Raw genomic sequence first — 20,938 nt, forward strand, 5'->3', positions numbered from 1 at the left:
GAAAATCAAAAATTGTTTTTGATGTTCGATGCTGTGAGTGCCCACACAGATTGCTTGATTCAAATTGTTAAAGAGCGTCACGCTTGTCGCGTTGAGGAGGCGCATATTACGCTTCTCACTTCGAAAGTCAAGCGATTGTTTTCGCTTTTCTTTCGGCGCCCACTTCGCTAGGAAGCTGGCTCATCAGTTCGGCGTGTTCCGCCGTGCTGGTAGGGGCGCATTATAGGGAGCCGCGCAGGGATGACAAGAGGAAAACTGCAAAAAATGGCATTTTTTACAACTTTCAGGTTCAACCGTTGTTTTATTAAACAAAAGCCCCGCATCGGCGGGGCTGTTTCGGGCAAAAAAACCTTAATTCACATCACACAGCTACCTTTTTGACCAGAATTCGCGTGCAAAGCTGCGCACCTTTTCCCAATCGGTAAATTCAATGTCCTTACTGGTGTCTGTACTGCCACCGGTAATCTTCATGATCAGCTGGATGATGCGCGTCTGCCACCAGTTATAGCGGGAATATTGCAGCGCACCGGCAAAGACGCCCAGGGTTTTCGGCTTCCAGGGGGAGAGGCGCAGGAACTTCTTCATATAAGCATTGGTTTGCGGCGTCTGCTTCTCTGGCTTGCGGGCCGTCAGGTTGACACAGAAGAAGGCCGCATTGGCCACCTCCAGCTGCTCCTGATGAGCGTGAATAAAGCTGAACAAGCTGGGGTGGAAGTTGCCATAACGAATGGAGGCGCCGATCAAGACCTTGGCATACTTGCTGAGGTTGCACATCGGCAAGGTATGCAGGTCATGCATCACCACTTCGCATCCCGGCATCTGCTCCAGCATGACATCGACTATTTTGCGGGTTTGGCCATCCCGAGAGGAATAAAGCACCAGAATCTTGTCCATAACAACCTCAACTACGCCAGAATGCAGGAGTAAACAGTACCAGAAGCGTAAAAATTTCCAATCGACCAAACAACATAGCCAACACCAGTACCCACTGGGCCGCCGGCGAGATATTGCCGAAGTTGGCTGATACCTCTCCCAAACCCGGGCCTACGTTGGTGAAAGCCGCAGCCACAGCGGTGAATGCGGTCACTTCGTTCAGTCCCGTCATCAGCAAAAGCAACATGAACATAAAGAAGAGAATAATATAGGTGGCGAAGTAGCCCCACACCGCCTCGACGATGCGCTCGGGCACCGCCCGATTCCCCAGCTTCAAGGTATAGATGGCTCTGGGGTGAACCAGCCGCTTCAACTCGCGCATCCCCTGCATGAACAGGATCATAAAACGCATCACCTTGATGCCTCCGCCCGTACTGCCCGCACAACAGCCGATAAAGGCGGAAAACATCAGCAGCATGGGCAGGAACGAGGGCCAGTCGGCATAGGTAGTGGTGCTGTAGCCGGTGGTGGTACCCAGAGAGACCGCCTGAAACAACCCGTGGTTGAGCGCCTCTTGCCAGGTGGCGTAGTGTCCGTGGGTCAGCAAGGCGACAAAGCAGATCATCACCAAGGTTGCCTGGATAGCCAGGAACACCTTGAGTTCAGAATCGTAAAGGTAGCGACCGAGCCGCACCGGGCGGTGGGAGAAGACGGTAAAGTGGAGCGCAAAGTTCACGCTGGCCAGCAACAGGAACACCACGGTAATCAGGTTGATGACCGGACTGTTGAAGAAACCGATGCTGGCATCGTGGGTGGAGAAGCCACCGACCGACAGCGTCGAGAACGAATGGCAAACCGCATCGAACAACGTCATTCCGGCGAGCCAGTATGCCAAGGCACAGAGCGCGGTCAGCAGCAGATAGATGAACCAGAGCGCCTTGGCCGTTTCGGCGATGCGCGGCGTCACCTTGGTATCCTTCACCGGCCCCGGGATCTCGGCACGATAGAGCTGCATACCCCCGATACCCAGCAGTGGCAGAATGGCCACCGCCAGTACGATGATCCCCATCCCCCCCAGCCACTGCAGCAGCTGGCGATAGAACAGAAACGCCTTGGGCAGATTATCGAGCCCGGTCAGTACCGTTGCGCCAGTGGTGGTCAGGCCGGAGAAAGATTCGAAGAAGGCCTCCGAAACCGACATATCCGGCACGTCGCTCATGATGAAGGGCACTGCCCCCACACTGCCCAGCACGGTCCAGAACAGCACCACAATCAGAAAGCCCTCTTTCGAGCGCATCTCCTTCTTGTGATAGCGATTGGGAAACCAGAGCACCACACCGAGCAGCAGGGCGATCAGAAAAGAGCTGACGAACTCGGCACCACCACCATCCCGATAGCCAAAGGCCACCAGTGCAGGCAACAGCATGGTCGAGCTGAACAGCGCAACCAGCAGGCCAACAATGCGAATAATGCTCAGAATGTGCATTACAGCTCCCTTTCCCCAATTAAAGAGCGATGGATTCTAGCCATCTAAGGGACTGAGGGATACCCGCCCATGAGTCCGGTCGGTCAATTCACGGTCCACCTGAGCCCAAACCGAGGACTCCCACGCCACCTGCAAGGTGACCTGCTGACCGTAATCCGCCGCCAGCAATTCGCCATTATGGCTGCTGATCAGCGACTCGACAGTCCCCATGTCACCGTAATCGCAGTGAATGAGAGAGGGAGTGCGCGGCACCTTGAGCAAAGTTGGCAATTGCTTGAGAGCGGCACCGACACCGCCCCCATAGGCTTTGACCAATCCACCGGTACCAAGCTGGATGCCGCCGTAGTAACGCACCACCACGGCACAGATTTCACCGATCCCCGACCCCATCAGCTGGGCCAGGATCGGCTTGCCCGCGGTACCGGAAGGTTCGCCATCATCGCTGAAGCCGTAAACCTGGCTATCTTGCGGCGCGCCCGCCACAAAGGCCCAGCAGTGGTGGCGAGCGGCCGGATGTTGGCGCTTGATCTCGTTGACCCACCCCTTGGCCGCCTCGACGGTCGGGGTGTGGGCGATCAGGGTAATGAAGCGACTCTTCTTTATCTCTTCGGTCAACTCCAGCGGGGCAGCCGGAATGGAGTACGCTGCCGCCATCAGAGTCCTGCTTGTCTGGTCATGTTCTCCACCCCGTTGGCGTGCAGCACCACGTTGTCTTCGATGCGGATGCCGCCGAACGGACGCAGCGCCTCCACCTTGTTCCAGTTGACCCTCTTGCCCTGTTCGCCCTGACGCAGCGGCTCCAGCAAACTGTCGATGAAGTAGAGACCCGGCTCGATGGTGAACACCTGACCCACCTCCATCACCCGGGTGCAGCGCAGATAGGGGAACAGCTCGGGCGCCGCCAGATGGGTGCCGCGCTCATCCTGCATGAAACCGCCCGCATCGTGCACCTGCAAACCGAGGAAGTGGCCGAGGCCGTGAGGGAAGAAGACGTTGGTCACCCCGGTGTTGATCATCTCGTCTACCGACATGTCCACCAGCTCGGTCGCTTGCAGCAGGCGCGCCAGCTTGTGGTGCATCTGCAGATGCAGCTCGCTGTAGCGGCGACCCGGTTTGATCTCCTTGATGATTTCCTGCTGCTGCTCGTCGAGGGCTGCAATCAGATCAGCAAACTCGCCTCGCCGCCACGCCCAGGTACGGGTGATGTCGGAGGCATAACCGTGAAAATCGACACCGGCATCGATCAGGAAGGAGTGGCGCTCCGCATCCGGCACCCGCAAGGCGGACAAATGGGTGTAGTGAAGGATGGCCGCGTTGCGGTTGATGGCGACGATATTGCCGTAGGGCGCCTCATTGGCCCCCTGCCCGACCGCCTTCATGTAGGCCAGATTAATCTCGAACTCGCTCGCCCCCGCCATAAAGGAGTCCTTGGCGGCAATATGGCCGCGTACCCCGATCCGGTTCGCCTCGCGCAGACACTCCAGCTCATAGTGGGTCTTGTAGGCGCGGTGATAGTGCAGGTAGTTGAGTACCGCCTCCGGATTGGGTTGGGTCAGACCCAGCAGCTCGGCCACTTCCAGATGACCACCAAGATAGGCCCACTCCTGCTTGTTGGCAGGTAGATGGTCGGCCACCTGTTCCGGCCGGGTCAGGAAACGGATATCGAAGAACTCGACCCAGAAGGCATTGGGCAGATCCGCTACTTTGTGCCAGAAATCCACCGGGCGGTAGAACAGCAGGATTGGTTTGTTCACCCCGTCCACCAGCAGCCAGCAGTGGGGATTGTCCAGCACCGGCAACCAGGCCTTGAAGTGGGGGTTTACCTTGAACGGATAATCCTGATCATCGAGGAAGATGCGGTGAGTCTGGCCGGAGTGGATGGCCAGTCCGCTGAGCCCCTGTTGTTGCAGAATGTCGCGGGTGCGCTGCTGCAAGGTATCGAGGTGCTGGGCAAAAAGTTGGCTGTAGCTGCTCATGGCGTCCTGCTCCGAGGTGAATGTGATTGCAGCATAACATCAAGCGCTTGGCGGCTCGACCCGTCAAGCTGCCGCTTCGTGAGGTAACGCATACGTTACAAACGTGTTTGTTATCAACACAAAACCAATCATTAACAAATCAAAAACAATTCAATACACTGCCGGTAGATACATGAAGTCAGGGATTACTCATGGACAACCTCTGCCTGTGGCAACCGGATCCGCTCGGGATGCAGCAATCCAACCTCTACCGTTTTATGGCGGAGGTGAACCGTTTCCACGGCTTGCAGTTGCAGAACTATCCGCAGCTTTACCAATGGTCGGTGGAGAAGACCACCCGTTTCTGGCCGCTGGTATGGCAACACTGCGGCGTCAAGGGCGAGCTCGGCAACATAGTGGCGGAGAACCGTCAGGATATGCAGCGCACCCGCTGGTTTCCCGACAGCCGCCTCAACTTCGCCGAAAACCTGCTGCGCCGCCAGGACGAGAGCCCGGCCATTATCTCCCGCATCGAAGGTAGCCCAAGCCGCACCCTGAGCTGGCGTGAGCTTGGGGAACAGGTTGCCCGGCTGGCGCAGTGGCTGCGTCATCAGGGGATTGGTCGTGGCGATGTGGTTGCCGCCTATCTGCCCAATATCCCGGAAACCGTGGTAGCCATGCTGGCAACCACCAGTCTGGGGGCGATCTGGACCTCCACCAGCCCCGACTTCGGCGAGGCCAGCGTGGTAGAGCGCTTCGGCCAGACCCGGCCGCGGGTGCTGTTTGCGGTGGATGGCTATCGCTACAACGGCAAGGCTATCGACATTCAGCAGAAAGTCGCCTGCGTGGTGAGCCAGTTAGGCAGCATAGAGCAGACGGTGATGATCCCCCTGCTCGGCAACCCGCTGCAGCTTGGCCACGACTGGCAGCAATTGCTGGCAAGTCAACCGGACGCAGGCCTCCAGTTCGAGCCGATGGCTTTCAATGACCCGCTCTACATCCTCTACTCCTCCGGCACCACCGGCAAACCCAAGTGTATCGTGCACGGCATCGGCGGCACCCTGCTGCAACATCTGAAAGAGCACCAGCTGCACTGCGACATCAAGCCGGGGGAGCGCATCTTCTACTTCACCACCTGTGGCTGGATGATGTGGAACTGGCTGGTAAGCGCCCTCGCCTCCGGTGCCACTCTGGTGCTCTATGACGGCTCGCCCTTCTACCCGGACGGCAATGTGCTGTGGGATCTGGCCCACGACGAGCAAGTCAGCTTGTTCGGCACCTCGGCCAAGTATCTCGACGCGCTGCACAAACAGGGTTATGCCCCCATCAAGAGCCACGACTTGCCGCACTTGCGGCTGATCTGCAGCACCGGCTCTGTGCTGTCGCCGGAAGGGTTCGACTACGTCTACCAGCAGATCAAGCAGGATGTGCAGCTCAGCTCCATCTCAGGCGGCACCGACATCTGCTCCTGCTTCGTCATCGGCAATCCGCTCAGCCCGGTCTATCGCGGCGAGAGTCAGGGACGCGGCCTTGGTCTCGCGGTGCAGGTATTCAACGAAGCGGGCCAGCCGGTGCAGGGGGAGAAGGGCGAGCTGGTCTGCACCAAGCCGTTCCCGGCCCAGCCCATCTACTTCTGGGGCGACGAGAATGGCGACAAGTACCACGCTGCCTACTTCGAGCGGTTCGACAACATCTGGTGCCACGGCGACTGGATCGAGCTGACCCCGGCCGGTGGCATCCTGTTCTACGGCCGCTCCGACGCCACCCTCAACCCGGGCGGCGTGCGCATCGGCACCAGCGAGATCTACCGCTATGTCGAGCAGCTGGACGAGGTGGAGGAGAGCATCGTCATCGGCCAGCAGTGGCAACAGGACGAGCGGGTGGTGCTGTTCGTCAAGCTCAAGGCGGGCTGCAAGCTGGATGAGCCGCTGCGCGAGCGGATCCGCCAGCAAATAAAGCAACACTGCACCGCCCGCCATGTACCGGCCCGCATCCTGCAGGTGGATGCCATCCCACGCACCAAGTCCGGCAAGATCGTCGAACTGGCGGTTCGCGAAGTGGTGCACAACCGGCCGGTCAACAATACCCACGCCCTCGCCGATCCCGAGGTGCTGAACCAGTATCGCAACCGGCCGGAACTGGCCAGTTGATAACAAACCCACATTCATCCGAGGCGCCGCAAGGCGCCTCTCTTTTGCCCGTTTTGTGATGAGGAGCTTTTACTCGAGATCTGTTAAACAAATGTTTTAAATAGGTGTTGAAAATGTCTCCTTTTGGATCAATAGTGAGCCTCGCCCCCTGCTGGGGATTAAGGAGCACCACTCCCCACTGAGTGGGAACAAGGAGACACTCTCATGATCTACCAAGGCGAAACCCTGTCGGTCAGCTACCTCGAAAACGGCATCGCCGAGCTGAGGTTTGATGCCCCGGGTTCAGTCAACAAGCTGGATCGCGCTACCCTGCTCTCCCTGAGCGAAGCGATCGCCGCATTACAACAAGAACGTGAACTAAAAGGTCTGATCCTCACCTCCGGCAAAGACGCCTTTATCGTCGGTGCCGACATTACCGAATTCCTGGAACTGTTCGATCTACCGCAAGAAGATCTGCTCGGCTGGCTGAAAAAGGCCAACGACATCTTCAATGCCATCGAAGATCTGCCGGTGCCTACCCTCTCCGCCATCAAGGGTCACGCTCTGGGCGGCGGCTGCGAGACCATTCTCTCCACCGACTTCCGTCTGGCCGACACCACCGCCAAAATCGGCCTGCCCGAGACCAAACTCGGCATCATGCCGGGCTTTGGCGGCACAGTCCGTCTGCCGCGAGTGATCGGCGCCGACAACGCGCTCGAGTGGATCACCACCGGTAAGGATTACCGTGCCGATGACGCCCTCAAGGTGGGCGCTATCGACGCCGTAGTCACCCCTGACGCGCTGCAGAGCGCTGCGGTACAGATGATCAAGGACGCCATCGCGGGCAAGCTGGACTGGCAGAGCCGTCGTGCCGCCAAGAAAGCCCCGCTGCGCCTCTCCAAACTGGAAGCCATGATGAGCTTCACCACCGCCGCCGGCATGGTTGCCGCCGTGGCGGGCAAACACTATCCGGCACCGATGACGGCGGTGAAAACCGTCGAGGCCGCCGCAGGTATGGGCCGTGACGAAGCGCTGGCCGCCGAGGCACAGGGCTTTATCAAGCTGGCCAAGACCGATGTCGCCAAGGCGCTGGTCGGCATCTTCCTCAACGATCAGCACATCAAGGCGCTGGCCAAGAAGGCGGCCAAACAGGCGAGCAAGGCCACTGGCCACGCCGCCGTACTGGGCGCCGGCATCATGGGCGGCGGCATCGCCTACCAGTCTGCCAGCAAGGGCATTCCGGCGGTGATGAAGGACATCAACGAGAAGGCGCTGGCACTTGGCATGGGCGAAGCCACCAAGCTGCTCAATGGCCAGCTCGAGAAGGGCCGCATCGATGGCATCAAGATGGGCCAGGTGCTCTCCGCCATCACTCCGACTCTCAGCTATGACAACGTCAAAGGCGTGGACGTCGTCGTCGAAGCTGTGGTTGAAAACCCGAAAGTGAAGGCCGCCGTACTGGGTGAGGTTGAAGGGATCATCGGCGAAGACGCCGTGCTCGCCAGCAACACCTCCACCATTCCCATCTCTCTGCTGGCCAAGGGGCTGAAGCGCCCGCAGAACTTCTGCGGCATGCACTTCTTCAACCCGGTGCACCGCATGCCGCTGGTGGAGATCATCCGCGGCGAGCAGACCTCCGATGAAACCATCAACCGCGTGGTGGCCTACGCCGCCGCCATGGGCAAGTCCCCGGTGGTGGTCAACGACTGCCCGGGCTTCTTCGTCAACCGGGTGCTGTTCCCCTACTTCTTCGGCTTCAACAAGCTGGTCGCCGATGGCGCCGACTTCGCTGCCGTCGACAAGGTGATGGAGAAGGAGTTTGGCTGGCCCATGGGCCCCGCCTACCTGCTGGACGTAGTCGGCATCGATACCGGTCACCATGCCGGTGACGTGATGGCGCAGGGCTTCCCGGCACGCATGAGCAAGGAAGGTCGCACCGCCATCGACGTGATGTACGAAGTGAACCGCTTCGGTCAGAAGAACGGCAAGGGCTTCTACGCCTACGAGCAGGACAAGAAGGGCAAGCCGAAGAAGGTGGCTGACGCCGCTGCTTACGAGCTGCTGGCCCCCATTGCCAAGCCGAAACAGGATTTCGACAAGGACGCCATCATTGCTCGCATGATGATCCCGATGATCAACGAGGTGGTGCTCTGTCTGGAAGAGGGCATAGTCGCCACGCCAGCCGAAGCCGACATCGCGCTGGTCTACGGTCTGGGTTTCCCTCCCTTCCGCGGCGGCGTGTTCCGCTATCTGGACACCATTGGTCTGGATCGCTACGTGGCCATGGCCGACCAGTATGCCGATTTGGGCCCGCTCTACCGCGTCAGCGACAAGCTGCGCGAGATGGCCGCCCAGGGCAAAACCTTCTACTGATTGCGGAAAGGAGATCCATTCATGAAAGACGTAGTCATTGTCGACTGTATCCGGACCCCGATGGGCCGGTCCAAAGGCGGCGCCTTCCGCAACGTGCGTGCAGAAGATCTGTCCGCGCACCTGATGAAGTCCATCCTGCTGCGCAACCCCAACCTCGACCCGAACGAGATCGAGGATATCTACTGGGGCTGCGTACAGCAGACCCTGGAGCAGGGCTTCAACATCGCCCGCAACGCCGCGCTGCTGGCCGGTATTCCGAAGCAGGTGGGGGCGGTTACCGTCAACCGCCTGTGTGGCTCCTCCATGCAGGCGCTGCATGATGCCTCCCGCGCCATTCAGGTAGGTGATGGGGATATCTTCATCATCGGCGGCGTCGAGCACATGGGTCACGTACCGATGAGCCACGGCGTCGACTTCCATCCCGGCATGGCCAAGTCGGTGGCGAAAGCCTCCGGCATGATGGGGCTGACCGCCGAGATGCTCGGCAAGCTGCACGGCATCAGCCGTCAGCAGCAGGACGAGTTTGCCGCCCGCTCCCATCGCCGCGCTCACGCCGCCACCGTGGAAGGGCGTTTTGCCAAGGAGATCGTCGGGCTGGAAGGCCATGACGCCAGCGGCGCCCGCTTCTTCTACGACTACGACGAGGTGATCCGCCCGGAGACCACGGTCGAAACCCTGAGCCAGCTGCGCCCGGTGTTCGACCCGGTCAACGGTACCGTCACCGCCGGCAGCTCCTCGGCCCTGTCCGATGGCGCCGCCGCCATGCTGGTGATGAGCGCGGATCGTGCCAAGGCCCTCGGCCTCACGCCGCGCGCCAAGGTACGTGCCATGGCCATCGCCGGCTGTGACGCCGCCATCATGGGTTACGGCCCGGTGCCGGCGACCCAGAAGGCGCTCAAACGTGCCGGTCTGACTGTCGGTGATATCGACCTGTTCGAGCTGAACGAGGCGTTTGCCGCCCAGTCCCTGCCCTGTGTGAAGGATCTGGGTCTGCAGGATCTGGTGGACGAGAAGGTAAACCTGAACGGCGGCGCCATTGCGCTGGGTCACCCCCTCGGCTGCTCCGGTGCCCGCATCTCCACCACCCTCATCAATCTGATGGAGGAGAAGGACGCCACCCTGGGGGTTGCCACCATGTGTATCGGTCTGGGTCAGGGCATCGCCACCGTGTTTGAACGGGTGTGATAACCAGCCGGATCGACGGGATGCACTACTGAGAGTTGTCCCTTTTCGGGGCCAGTCTGACTGGCCCCTTTTCAAGTCTGTGACGATCGCCACACGGGGTGCTCGTCAGTGGTCAGAAGCTGTCTGTTGGCCGTCCCGTTTGGGTCGGCCTTTTTTCGTTTTAATCTTATCAATAGGCTGTTATTGCCTTAAACCTCACATTAGATAGGGGGCTTGCTTGCTTTTTACTCCCCCGACAGGTTCAATCTGCACAAAAAAATGGGTGGATGCACATACATATGTCAATGAGCAAACAACTGCTGATCGTCGATGACGACCAAGAGATCCGCGAGCTGCTCAATGAGTACCTGACCCGGGCGGGCTTTCAGGTATTGACGGCGGCGGAGGGCAACGAGATGCGCCAGCAACTCGCCCAGCACAGCCCGGACCTGATTATTCTGGACATCATGATGCCCGGCGAGGACGGTTTTACCCTCTGCCAGCAGATCCGTCGTGACTCCCAGGTGCCCATCATCATGCTGACCGCCGCCTCCGACGAAGCGGATCGGGTGATCGGCCTGGAACTCGGCGCCGACGACTATATCGCCAAGCCGTTCAGCCCCCGCGAACTGCAGGCCCGCATCAAGGCACTGCTGCGCCGCGCCGAATTCCGCCAGCCGGAAAAAGAGAAAGAGCCAAGCCGCCGCCTGCGTTTTGCCGAGTGGACCCTCGACACCCTGAGCCACCAGCTGACCCATGATGATGGCAGCCTGCTGGATCTCTCCGGCAGCGACGCCATGCTGCTCGGCATGTTCCTGCAACAGCCCGGCGTGGTGCTGGATCGCGACACCATCTCGGATGCCACCCGCGGCCGCGAAAGCCTGCCAATGGAACGCGGCATCGACGTGCAGATCAGCCGTCTGCGCCAGAAGCTGGGCGACAACGGCAAGAGCCCGCGCATCATCAAGACCATTCGCGGTAGCGGCTACATGCTGATTGCCGAGGTGCACGAGCTGCCATGAGCAACAAGTGGTCCTGGGGGGCACTGGTGCCCCGCTCCCTGTTGTCACGGATGATCCTGCTGTTGTTGCTGGCCATCCTGCTCTCCCAGACCATTCTGACCGGCATCTGGATGCAGCAGATCCAGAAGCGGGAACTGGAGGGGATGCTCAGCACCACCCGCAACCTCGCCATGTCTGCCGCTTCCACCGTCAACTTCTTCAAATCCCTGCCGCTGCAGTATCGCCATATCGCGCTGGACCAGCTGCGCAACATGGGGGGCAGCCGCTTCTTCGTCTCGCTCAACGAGGAGGAGATCCACATCAACGCCATCCCCGACAGCGAACGCAAGACGCAGGTGCTGGAGGAGGTTCAGGGAGTGCTGACCCGCAAGCTCTCCGACGCCATGGCGATCAAGGTGGATTTCTCCCGACCCGATGACCTCCACGTCTTCAACAACGACACCCTGCTGGCGGATCTCCCCTCCTCCTGGGCCCGCTACACCCTGTCGCTGGAGCCGCTCAATCCGCCGGTGCTGGTGACCCAGATCGAGATTGAAAAGGGGGAGTGGCTCTATCTGGCGGCACTGCTGCCCGCCCCCTACATGACCCTCGACGATACCGTGATGCCGAGCAACCAGGTGCGTTTCATCGCCCTGATGACGGTGTTCCTCTGCTTCTTCACCTTTATGCTAGTGCGCTGGCAGACCCGCCCGCTGCGCCGTCTCGCCAAGGCGGCGGTGAATCTGGGCAAGGATATCGACCAGCCTTCGCTCAAGGAGGAAGGAGCATCGGAAATCGTGGCGGCGACCCGCGCCTTCAACATCATGCAGCACCGCATTCGTCGCTATATCGACGATAGAGAGCGGCTGTTCAGCTCCATCTCCCACGACCTCAAGACCCCCATCACCCGACTGCGACTGCGGGTCGAACTGCTCGACGACGAGGTGCAAATCGCCAAGTTCAATAAGGATCTCGACGAGCTGGAGCTGATGGTGAAAGGGGCGCTGCAGACGGTCAAAGAGACCGACATTCACGAGAATATCGAGGAGATCGACATCAACGCCCTGCTTGAGCAGATGGCGGAGTCGATGAACCTGCACGACGAGCGGCTGACCATCGAAGGCCACTGCAAGTGGCCCTACCGCGGCAAGCTGCTGGCGCTCAAACGTTGCATCGGCAATCTGGTGGACAACGGCATCAAGTACGGCCAGAAGGTGCGCATCATCATCATGGATGACGAGGAGATGCTGATCCTCTTCATCATGGATGAGGGCCCCGGCCTGCCGGACGATCAGTTCGAGCGCATCTTCGAACCCTATTACCGGCTCAGCACGGATCAGGCCGGCACCGGCCTCGGCCTTGGCATCGCCCGCAACATAGCCCACGCCCACGGCGGCGATCTGGTGCTGGAAAACCGTCCGCAAGGTGGCCTGCAGGCCACGCTCTCCCTACCAAGGCAGTAACCTTATGAAGTGGTTGTCTTTTTCTGTCATCGCCCTGCTCTCTGCTCCCGTTGCCGCCTCCCAGGTGGAAGTGCTGCACTGGTGGACATCCGGCGGCGAAGCGAAAGCGGTCGAAGTGCTCAAATCCGAGTGGACCAAACAGGGCAACCAGTGGAACGACTTTGCAGTGCAGGGAGGCGGCGGCAAGAGTGCCATGACGGTATTGAAGAGCCGGGCACTGGCGGCCAACCCGCCCGAAGCAGCTCACCTCAAGGGCTATGAGCTCAAGGAGTGGGCCGGGCTCGGCTTCCTGCGCGATCTCACCCCCATGGCCGAACACCTCGGCTGGTACAGCCAGATGCCACCCATGGTGCGTGCCACCCTCAGCCAGAATAGCGCCCTGATGGCGGTGCCCACCGGCATCCACCGGGTCAACTGGCTGTGGCTCAACCGCAAGATCTTCGAGCGCAACAAGCTGACTCCGCCCACCGACTGGGCCCAGTTTGTCACCGTCGCCGACCAGCTTAAAAAACGGGGCATCATCCCGCTCGCCATTGGCAACGAGCCCTGGCAGCTGGCGGTGTTGTTTGAAACGGTGGCGCTCGGTGAGGGCGGAAAAGAATTCTATCGCAAGGCGTTTCTCGAGCAGGACAGCGCCACCCTGACCGGCCCCGACATGGTGCGGGTGTTGACACGTTTCCAGCAACTGCGCGCCTACGTGCCACAAAAATACGCCGGTCTGAAGTGGCATCAGGCCACCAATCTGCTGGAGAGCGGTGGCGCCGCCATGCAGGTGATGGGGGACTGGGTGAAGGGTGAACTGAGCGCGGGCAACTACCGACCGGGTGAGGATATCGCCTGTCTGCCGAGCCCGGGCAGCGCCGGACTGTTCAGCTACAACCTCGACTCCATCGCCATGTTCAAACAGCGGGATCCGGCCCAGCTGCAGGCGCAAGGGGATCTTGCCCAGCTGCTGATGACGCCGCAATTCCAGGCAGAGTTCAACCGGGTGAAGGGATCGATCCCGGCGCTGACCAATCCCGACATGAGCAAGTTCGACCGCTGCGCCGTCCGTTCCTATCAGGATTTCCTGCAGGCGGAAAAGCAGGACAACCTGCTGCCCAGCATGGCGGAAGGGATGGCGACGCCGACCAATATGCGGCAGGCGATCCTCGATGTGCTGAGCAACTTCTTCAACGACCCCAAGGCCAACCCGGAGCAGACGGCGCTGCATCTGGAGCGGGCGATGCGCTCGACCCGCTGATCCGGGCACATTGCCAAACGGCAGAAATGACAAAGGCGGAACTGCTCCGCCTTTGTTGTTGAATCGTCATCCGATTCAGGATTGATCGTTCTCGTCCTCATCCTCGTCATAGTAATCGCTGAGCTCGATCCAGAGCCCCAACCCGACCATCACCATGGAGCCGAACCAGGTACCGGTGTTCCCGATCGGGCTGCCCATCACTATCATGGCGAAGGACAAGAACCCCATGCCTGCATAGGCTTGTAATCTGCCGTAGGAGACCTGCATATTCACCTCCTTGTTGAATATGGTTCAATTTTTATATTACTCGTCCGGCGCAAGCTGGATAGGGCCGAATAACATTTTGGTTACATATGCTGGTGAATGGGTCGTTTGTTTGATTATTTTTTAGCCCTGAGTATCATTGGCAGCCGAATAGGTTGAAGGTTGATAGTAGATGAGTGATTTATTCTGCGGCGCAACTCATGAGTTGGACGCAATCGGACTTCGTTGCCCGGAACCCGTTATGATGGTTCGCAAGAAAGTGCGGCTGATGGCGGATGGCGAGACCCTGCTGGTCAGTGCCGACGATCCTTCAACCACCCGCGACATCCCCAGTTTCTGCCGCTTTATGGATCACACCCTGGTCGCCAGCGAGACAGAGCAGGCCCCCTACCGCTATCTGATCCGCAAGGGTCAATAAGCCCCCGTACCGGAGCACTCCATGACAACCATTACCCGAATCGGCACCACCCAGCGTTGGTCTGACGTGGTCATCCACAATGGCACCCTCTACGTGGTGGAAGTGCCCGTCAGCGAAGAGGCCGACATCCACCAGCAGACCCGCGAAGTGCTGGCAAGCCTGCAACGCCTGCTGGAAGCCAACGGCTCCGGCGTAGACAAAATTCTGATGGCCAATATCTATCTCAAAGACATTGGTGACATCGCGGCCTTCAACGAGCAGTGGGATGCCTGGATCCCGGCTGGCACAGCACCGGTTAGAGCCTGTGTACAGGCCCGCCTCGCCCACGAAGGCTACAAGGTGGAAGTGCAGCTGACTGCAGCTGTCTAAGAGGCGCTTATCCCCGCCCCCTCTCCCACAAGGGAAAATGGAGCAAACAACAGGGCGCCATTGCCAGCAACGGCTCCAATAGAAAGGCCCCGCCATCACTGGCGGGGCCTTTTCGTTACCGAAACCTGAACGACTTAGGCGGTCGGGGTCAGGGTAATGGTCACGCGACGGTTCTGGGCTTTGCCAGCGGCGGTGCTGTTGGTAGCAACCGGCTGATCCGGGCCCACGCCGGTGGTGGAGATGCGGCTACCTGCTACGCCCTGACCAATCAGCTGAGCGGCAACGGCATCGGCACGATCGCGGGAGAGCTTCATGTTCAGATCGCGGGAACCTGTGCTGTCGGTGTGACCGACCACGTTCAGGCGGGTCTTGTCGAACTCAGCAACCACCATGGCCACGCCGGAGAGGGTGTTGGCACCGGCCGCTTTCAGCTGGGAGCTGGAGCTGTCGAAGGTCACGTTGTTCGGCATGTTGAGGATCAGCTCATTGCCATTGCGGGTCACGCTGACGCCGGTGCCCTGCAGCTTCTCGCGCAGCTTGGCTTCCTGCACGTCCATGTAGTAGCCGATACCGCCACCCAGCGCCGCGCCGGCAGCAACGCCGGTCAGGATGCCCTTCTTGCGGTCACCCTTGCTGGAGGAGAGCGCACCTACGGCCGCACCGGCAGCGGCGCCAGCCAGCGCGCCCCAGGCACCTTTGGAGGTCTGGGATTCACCTGTGTAGGGGTTGGTGGTACAGCCGCTCAGGGCAACGGTCAGTGCCAGAGCAGGCACCAGGATCTTGGCTCGCATGAAAAAACCTCTGTGAAAACAATCCGGCACCATGCCGGGGGCCGGATTGTAACGCGCTGGCACGCCATTGTCTGACGCAAGCCTGAACAGATGGCGAGAGTGATGTTTTTTTGGCCAATCGGCGGACTGTCAGCGCGGTAACTGACACTCGGCGTGGCAAGGACAGCTGACCAGATGATCGTTCACCATCCCCACCGCCTGCATGAAGGCGTAACAGATGGTGCTGCCGACGAAGTTGAAGCCGAGCTTCTTGAGCGCTTTCGACATGGCATCCGACTCCGGCGAGGTCGCCGGAATATCGCCATTGCCCTGCCGCTGGTTGACGATGGGGGCGCCGCCCACAAAGCCCCACAGGTAGTCGGCGAAGTCGATCCCCTGCTCCTGCAACGCCAGATAAGCGCGGGCATTTCTGATGATCGACTGCACCTTGAGCCGGTTGCGGATGATGCCGCTGTCCTGCAGCAGCCGCTCTACATCCTGCTCGTCGAACCGAGCAATCTGCACCGGATCAAAGTCGGCATAGGCGCGGTAATAGCTCTCGGTCCGCTTGAGGATGGTGATCCACGACAGCCCCGCCTGCTGGCCGTCGAGGCAGAGCTTGGCAAACAGCTCGCGGGCGTCATAGACCGGCCTGCCCCACTGTTTGTCATGGTATTCAATGTATTCCGGGTCCTTGGTCACCCAGGCGCAGCGCAGTTCCATTTCCTCTCCCTCGTTATTTCAGCGGTTTGCCCGACCCTGCCCACTCTGCAGGCGGCACTGCTCACATCATATACCGGTCATCCCGCCCGACCAGCCAGGGCGCAGCACCATCCCGCGAATCCGCTGCAATTTCGCCTATTATCCGACCATGCCAGACGGTATACTCCCTCGGTTCACATTCAGCAAATCTTGCTCTGATTTTCACTTCGCGCGAAAAAAATTATGCAAAAATTCGATGTCAAAACCTTTCAGGGCCTGATCCTGCAGCTGCAGGACTATTGGTCCCGCCAGGGCTGTACCATCATTCAGCCGCTGGATATGGAAGTGGGTGCCGGTACCTCCCACCCCATGACCTGTCTGCGTGCCCTGGGCCCGGAGCCCATCGCCTGCGCTTACGTGCAACCGTCCCGCCGTCCGACCGACGGCCGCTACGGTGAAAACCCGAACCGCCTGCAGCACTACTACCAGTTCCAGGTGATCATCAAGCCTTCCCCCGACAACATTCAGGAACTCTATCTGGGCTCCCTGAAAGAGTTAGGTCTGGATCCTGAAATCCACGACATCCGCTTCGTGGAAGACAACTGGGAAAACCCGACGCTGGGTGCCTGGGGTCTGGGTTGGGAAGTGTGGCTGAACGGCATGGAAGTGACCCAGTTCACCTACTTCCAGCAAGTTGGCGGCCTCGAGTGCAAGCCGGTCACCGGCGAGATCACCTACGGTCTCGAGCGTCTGGCCATGTACATTCAGGGCGTGGACAGCGTCTACGATCTGGTCTGGTCTGACGGCCCGCTGGGCAAGACCACCTACGGCGACGTGTTTCACCAGAACGAAGTGGAGCAATCCACCTACAACTTCGAACACGCCGATGTGGAGTTCCTGTTCCACTGCTTCGAGCAGTACGAGAAGGAAGCCCAGAACCTGCTGGCACTGGAAAAACCGCTGCCGCTGCCTGCCTACGAGCGCATCCTCAAAGCCGCTCACTCCTTCAACCTGCTGGATGCCCGCAAGGCCATCTCGGTCACCGAGCGTCAGCGCTACATCCTGCGCATTCGCACCCTGACCAAGGCCGTGGCAGAGGCATACTACGCCTCCCGCGAAGCGCTGGGCTTCCCTATGTGTCAGCGCAGTGAGAACAAGCAAGGTTAAGGAACGGACATGGCACAACATACATTTCTGGTAGAGATCGGTACTGCTGAGCTGCCGCCCAAAGCCCTGCGCTCCCTGGCCGAAGCCTTTGCCGACAACTTCAAAGCCGAACTGACCAAGGCCGATCTGGCCTTCGGCGACGTCGAGTGGTTTGCCTCACCGCGCCGTCTGGCGCTGAAGGTAAGCGAGCTGGCTGGCGAACAGCCGAGCAAGAGCGTCGAGAAGCGCGGCCCAGCCGTGGCGCAGGCGTTCGATGCCGAAGGCAAGCCGACCAAGGCTGCCGAAGGCTGGGCCCGTGGCAACGGCATCACCGTTGAGCAGGCCGAGCGTCTGGTCACCGACAAGGGCGAGTGGCTGGTTCACACCGCCAAGGTCGAAGGCCGTCCGGCCAAAGAGTTGCTGGGCGAGCTGGTTGCTGCTGCACTGGCCAAGCTACCCATCCCGAAAATGATGCGCTGGGGCGACAAGACCATCCAGTTCGTGCGTCCGGTCTTCACCGTGACCCTGCTGCTGGATGGCGAGCTGGTCCCCGCCTACATTCTGGGTATCGACTCTGCCCGCACCATCCGCGGCCACCGCTTTATGGGCGAGAGCGAGTTCACCATCGACAACGCCAGCCAGTACCCGCAGATCCTGCAGGAGCGCGGCATGGTGATTGCCGACTTTATGGCGCGCAAGGCCAAGATCAAGGCTGACGTCGAAGCGGCCGCTGCCGCCTTCGGTGGCGTGGCCGATCTGGACGACGCCCTGCTGGAAGAAGTGACTGCACTGGTCGAGTGGCCTGTGGTGCTGACCGCCAACTTCGAAGAGAAGTTCCTGGCCGTGCCGGCTGAGGCGCTGGTTCACACCATGAAGGGTGACCAGAAGTACTTCCCGGTCTACGACAAGAACGGCAAGCTGCTGCCGAAGTTCATCTTCGTCACCAACATCGAGTCCAAAGACCCGAGCCAGATCATCAGCGGCAACGAGAAGGTGGTTCGCCCCCGTCTCTCAGACGCCGAGTTCTTCTTCAAGACCGACCTCAAGCAGACCCTGGCCTCCCGCCTGCCGCGCCTTGAAACCGTGCTGTTCCAGCAACAGCTGGGCACCGTCAAGGCCAAGGTCGAGCGCATCGAGACCGTCGCCGGCTTTATCGCCGAGCGTATCAGTGGTGGCGATAATGCCGTCGTGACTCAGGCCCGCCGTGCCGGTCTGCTCTCCAAGTGTGACCTGATGACCAACATGGTCGGCGAGTTCACCGACACCCAGGGTGTCATGGGGATGCATTACGCCCGTCACGATGGCGAAGATGAAGCGGTTGCCGTGGCCCTCAACGAGCAGTACATGCCGCGCTTTGCCGGCGATGCCCTGCCGTCCGGTCTGGTTGCCTGCGCCGTCGCGCTGGCCGACAAGTTCGACACCCTGGCCGGTATCTTCGGCATCGGCATGCTGCCGAAGGGTGATAAAGACCCGTTCGCCCTACGTCGCGCCGCCATCGGTGCCCTGCGCATCATGACCGAGAAGCAGCTGGATCTGGATCTGGTTGAACTGGTTGAAGAAGCGGTACGCGTCTACGGCGACAAGCTGACCAACAAGACCGTCGTCACCGACGTGGTCGACTTTATGCTGGGCCGCTTCCGCGCCGCCTATCAGGACGAAGGCATCGGTGCCGACGTGGTGCTGGCCGTACTGGCCCGCCGCCCGACCCGTCCGCTCGACTTCGATCGTCGCGTCAAGGCCGTCAGCCACTTCCGCACGCTGGATGCCGCACTGGCACTGGCTGCCGCCAACAAGCGCGTGAGCAACATTCTGGCCAAGGTCGAAGGCGAATTGCCGACTGCCGTCAAACCGGAACTGCTGCAAGATGCCGCCGAGAAGGCGCTGGCCACCCAGGTTGCCGAACTGCAAGCCGAACTGGCCCCGCTGTTCGCTGCCGGTGACTATCAGGCTGCCCTCACCCGTCTGGCCGCCCTGCGCGAGCCGGTCGACACCTTCTTCAACGAAGTGATGGTGATGGCCGACGACGAAGCCCTCAAGGCCAACCGTCTGGCACTGCTGAACAACCTGCGCAACCTGTTCCTGCAAGTCGCGGATATCTCCCTGCTGCAGTGACTCTTGTTTAGTAAGTGATATTAAAAACGGCGCCACGAGGCGCCGTTTTTATATAAACTAATCCTCTTCAATAAGGAGTTAACATGAGTAAACAGGACTTATGGGAGCAGCCTATAAAATCTACTGGTGAAAATGGAATTTTCAAAAAACAGGATTGGATAAAAGAAGCAGATGGGAAAATAATTAGTGCCAAGCTTCTACGAAATTGCGCCAAAAACGCACAACTTAAATTCGAAAATCTCACAAGAGATAGTAATGGCAACATCATTAGAGCCAGCTCAGAAGAGACTTTTGAACTTCTTGATGAAAAAGATGCAGCTAATAAGGCAAGTTTTTTATTACTTGGTTATGCAATTGAACTTCTGCTGAAGTCTAGTATTGTATCTTTGCTAATTTCAGCACCCAAAAAAATCCTTGATAAGAAGATGAAAAGTTATAGTCATGGGTTAATCAATATTACCAATGACTTAAGGCTAAGCTTATCTAGAGAGGAGCGGTCGCTTTTAGTAGAGTTAGAAAAATTCATTGTTGAAGAAGCGAGGTATCCACTAAAGTCTTATTCGCCAGCGGAATATTGCGAAGACCTAAATAAAGTCAATCAGCGTTTCTCTGATCATAGTAAGTTTTATCTTGGGGTGGAACTATTTACTCGCCTCAGAGCAGTCATGATGGATATAGATGGAACTCCGGGTGACCCCAAATTTTACAACCATATGGGAATGGAAGATAATGGGTTTATTATTTTCCGAGCAGGAGGTTCATTACCAGCTGTAATTATAATAAAATTTTGTGATTCACAAATAAGAAATGGTTTGAATAATTTAAACCATGTAAGACGTCTTCTACTGAAAAAGAACGAACACGACATGACCATATATTCACGTTTAATGGAAAAAACATGGATGAATGCAATTTTCTTTGTCGTAGATGAAAAAAAGGGCTTAAAAAAAGTTGAATACGACTACGCTGGGACTCCCACCTAGCTGGTAGGTTCGATTAGCGCAGCGTAATCGGACTTTCGCGTAATTGGATTCTCCCGCTATCACGGCCAGCCTAATTCCACCCTCCGGTTGGCCGACACGGTTACACGGCAACAACCACAATCAAAACCTCTCGTTCGTCCGATTACGCTGCGCTAATCGAACCTACAGGGGGGTGATCAGCTGTTATCATTTGAGACAGTGCCCAGCGCCGCCACGCCCAAGAGGAAAGTCATGGATATACCTGCCGCCCCGTCCCCCGCCATCTGCCAGCTGTGTCAGGAGAAAGCAGATCTCGACTTCGACTTCACCATGGCCTTTCAGCCCATCGTCGATTGCAGCAAGCGCACCATCTTCGGCTACGAGGCGCTGGTGCGGGGGATCAACAACGAACCCGCGCAGAGCGTGATTGCCCGGGTCAACGACGACAACCGCTACCGCTTCGATCAGCTGTGCCGCATCAAGGCCATCGCGCTGGCCGCCCGCCTCG

18 protein-coding genes and 1 pseudogene are annotated in these 20,938 nt (G+C 59.0%); 12 read left to right on the forward strand and 7 right to left on the reverse strand.

Going from position 1 to position 20,938, the window contains the following annotated elements; genetic code table 11:
* Positions 1-369: 369 nt before the first annotated feature.
* Genes hemG through pepQ form a run of 4 tightly spaced genes read right to left on the reverse strand, consistent with a single transcriptional unit; the run spans position 370 to position 4,335 of the window.
* Positions 370-894: a menaquinone-dependent protoporphyrinogen IX dehydrogenase gene (gene hemG / locus G5358_RS14220; protein ID WP_005339483.1), complete on the reverse strand. Its 525-nt coding sequence runs from the start codon at positions 892-894 to the stop codon at positions 370-372.
* A gap of 7 nt (positions 895-901) precedes the next feature.
* Positions 902-2,359: a TrkH family potassium uptake protein gene (locus G5358_RS14225; protein ID WP_005339482.1), complete on the reverse strand. Its 1,458-nt coding sequence runs from the start codon at positions 2,357-2,359 to the stop codon at positions 902-904.
* 36 nt (positions 2,360-2,395) lie between these two features.
* On the reverse strand, positions 2,396-3,013 hold the full coding sequence (locus tag G5358_RS14230) for a YigZ family protein (protein ID WP_043825947.1): 618 nt from the start codon (positions 3,011-3,013) through the stop codon (positions 2,396-2,398).
* Positions 3,013-4,335, reverse strand: coding sequence for a Xaa-Pro dipeptidase (gene pepQ, locus G5358_RS14235; RefSeq protein ID WP_216952401.1), 1,323 nt, complete (start codon positions 4,333-4,335; stop codon positions 3,013-3,015). Before pepQ ends, G5358_RS14230 begins: the two co-directional genes overlap by 1 nt.
* Before the next feature lie 191 nt (positions 4,336-4,526).
* On the opposite strand from pepQ, the gene G5358_RS14240 reads away from it, so the two are divergent.
* The 6 genes from G5358_RS14240 (at position 4,527) to G5358_RS14265 (ending at position 13,687) form a co-directional block, all read left to right on the forward strand.
* Entirely contained in the window at positions 4,527-6,464 is a 1,938-nt protein-coding gene (locus G5358_RS14240; RefSeq protein WP_421324289.1) for an acetoacetate--CoA ligase, read from the forward strand.
* A 204-nt stretch (positions 6,465-6,668) separates the two neighbouring features.
* Positions 6,669-8,816 carry a fatty acid oxidation complex subunit alpha FadB gene (gene fadB / locus G5358_RS14245; protein WP_421324291.1) on the forward strand — a complete coding sequence of 716 codons (2,148 nt, stop codon included), beginning with the start codon at positions 6,669-6,671 and terminating at the stop codon, positions 8,814-8,816.
* Positions 8,817-8,837: 21 nt separating this feature from the next.
* A complete protein-coding gene (fadA, locus tag G5358_RS14250) occupies positions 8,838-10,001 on the forward strand; it encodes an acetyl-CoA C-acyltransferase FadA (protein ID WP_005342451.1) in 1,164 nt (387 codons plus the stop codon).
* 278 nt (positions 10,002-10,279) lie between these two features.
* Entirely contained in the window at positions 10,280-11,002 is a 723-nt protein-coding gene (locus tag G5358_RS14255; protein WP_005339475.1) for a response regulator, read from the forward strand.
* Positions 10,999-12,444 carry an ATP-binding protein gene (locus G5358_RS14260; RefSeq protein WP_005357365.1) on the forward strand — a complete coding sequence of 482 codons (1,446 nt, stop codon included), beginning with the start codon at positions 10,999-11,001 and terminating at the stop codon, positions 12,442-12,444. The genes G5358_RS14255 and G5358_RS14260 overlap by 4 nt, the downstream gene beginning before the upstream one ends.
* A 4-nt stretch (positions 12,445-12,448) precedes the next feature.
* Positions 12,449-13,687 carry an ABC transporter substrate-binding protein gene (locus G5358_RS14265; protein WP_421324293.1) on the forward strand — a complete coding sequence of 413 codons (1,239 nt, stop codon included), beginning with the start codon at positions 12,449-12,451 and terminating at the stop codon, positions 13,685-13,687.
* Positions 13,688-13,762: 75 nt separating this feature from the next.
* On the opposite strand, the gene G5358_RS14270 is transcribed toward G5358_RS14265, so the two are convergent.
* Positions 13,763-13,954, reverse strand: a complete 192-nt coding sequence (locus G5358_RS14270; RefSeq protein WP_005339471.1) for a hypothetical protein — start codon at positions 13,952-13,954, stop codon at positions 13,763-13,765.
* A gap of 169 nt (positions 13,955-14,123) precedes the next feature.
* Here G5358_RS14270 and tusA point away from each other — a divergent pair, with 169 nt between their 5' ends.
* Together tusA and G5358_RS14280 are read left to right on the forward strand one after the other, a co-directional pair.
* Positions 14,124-14,369, forward strand: a complete 246-nt coding sequence (gene tusA, locus G5358_RS14275) for a sulfurtransferase TusA (protein WP_005339470.1) — start codon at positions 14,124-14,126, stop codon at positions 14,367-14,369.
* A 21-nt stretch (positions 14,370-14,390) separates the two neighbouring features.
* On the forward strand, positions 14,391-14,738 hold the full coding sequence (locus tag G5358_RS14280) for a RidA family protein (RefSeq protein ID WP_021229265.1): 348 nt from the start codon (positions 14,391-14,393) through the stop codon (positions 14,736-14,738).
* Positions 14,739-14,872: 134 nt separating this feature from the next.
* Here G5358_RS14280 and G5358_RS14285 read toward each other — a convergent pair whose 3' ends face one another.
* Positions 14,873-15,529, reverse strand: coding sequence for an OmpA family lipoprotein (locus G5358_RS14285; RefSeq protein ID WP_005339468.1), 657 nt, complete (start codon positions 15,527-15,529; stop codon positions 14,873-14,875).
* A 129-nt stretch (positions 15,530-15,658) separates the two neighbouring features.
* Positions 15,659-16,231, reverse strand: coding sequence for a DNA-3-methyladenine glycosylase I (locus G5358_RS14290; protein WP_421324295.1), 573 nt, complete (start codon positions 16,229-16,231; stop codon positions 15,659-15,661).
* 222 nt (positions 16,232-16,453) lie between these two features.
* Between G5358_RS14290 and glyQ the strand changes: the two genes are divergently transcribed.
* The 4 genes and pseudogenes from glyQ to G5358_RS14310 all read left to right on the forward strand — a co-directional run.
* The gene (gene glyQ, locus G5358_RS14295) at positions 16,454-17,377 is read left to right on the forward strand and encodes a glycine--tRNA ligase subunit alpha (RefSeq protein WP_039041015.1); all 924 of its coding nucleotides are present in this window, start codon (positions 16,454-16,456) and stop codon (positions 17,375-17,377) included.
* A gap of 9 nt (positions 17,378-17,386) precedes the next feature.
* Positions 17,387-19,468, forward strand: coding sequence for a glycine--tRNA ligase subunit beta (gene glyS / locus G5358_RS14300; protein WP_421213363.1), 2,082 nt, complete (start codon positions 17,387-17,389; stop codon positions 19,466-19,468).
* Positions 19,469-19,551: 83 nt separating this feature from the next.
* The gene (locus tag G5358_RS14305) at positions 19,552-20,451 is read left to right on the forward strand and encodes a hypothetical protein (RefSeq protein WP_421324296.1); all 900 of its coding nucleotides are present in this window, start codon (positions 19,552-19,554) and stop codon (positions 20,449-20,451) included.
* 231 nt (positions 20,452-20,682) lie between these two features.
* Positions 20,683-20,938 (forward strand): annotated as a pseudogene (locus tag G5358_RS14310) (EAL domain-containing protein); the annotation flags it as partial.

Origin of the sequence: Aeromonas sp. 604176, from assembly GCF_049170755.1 — a bacterium.
GTDB classification, from domain to species: domain Bacteria; phylum Pseudomonadota; class Gammaproteobacteria; order Enterobacterales; family Aeromonadaceae; genus Aeromonas; species Aeromonas veronii_A.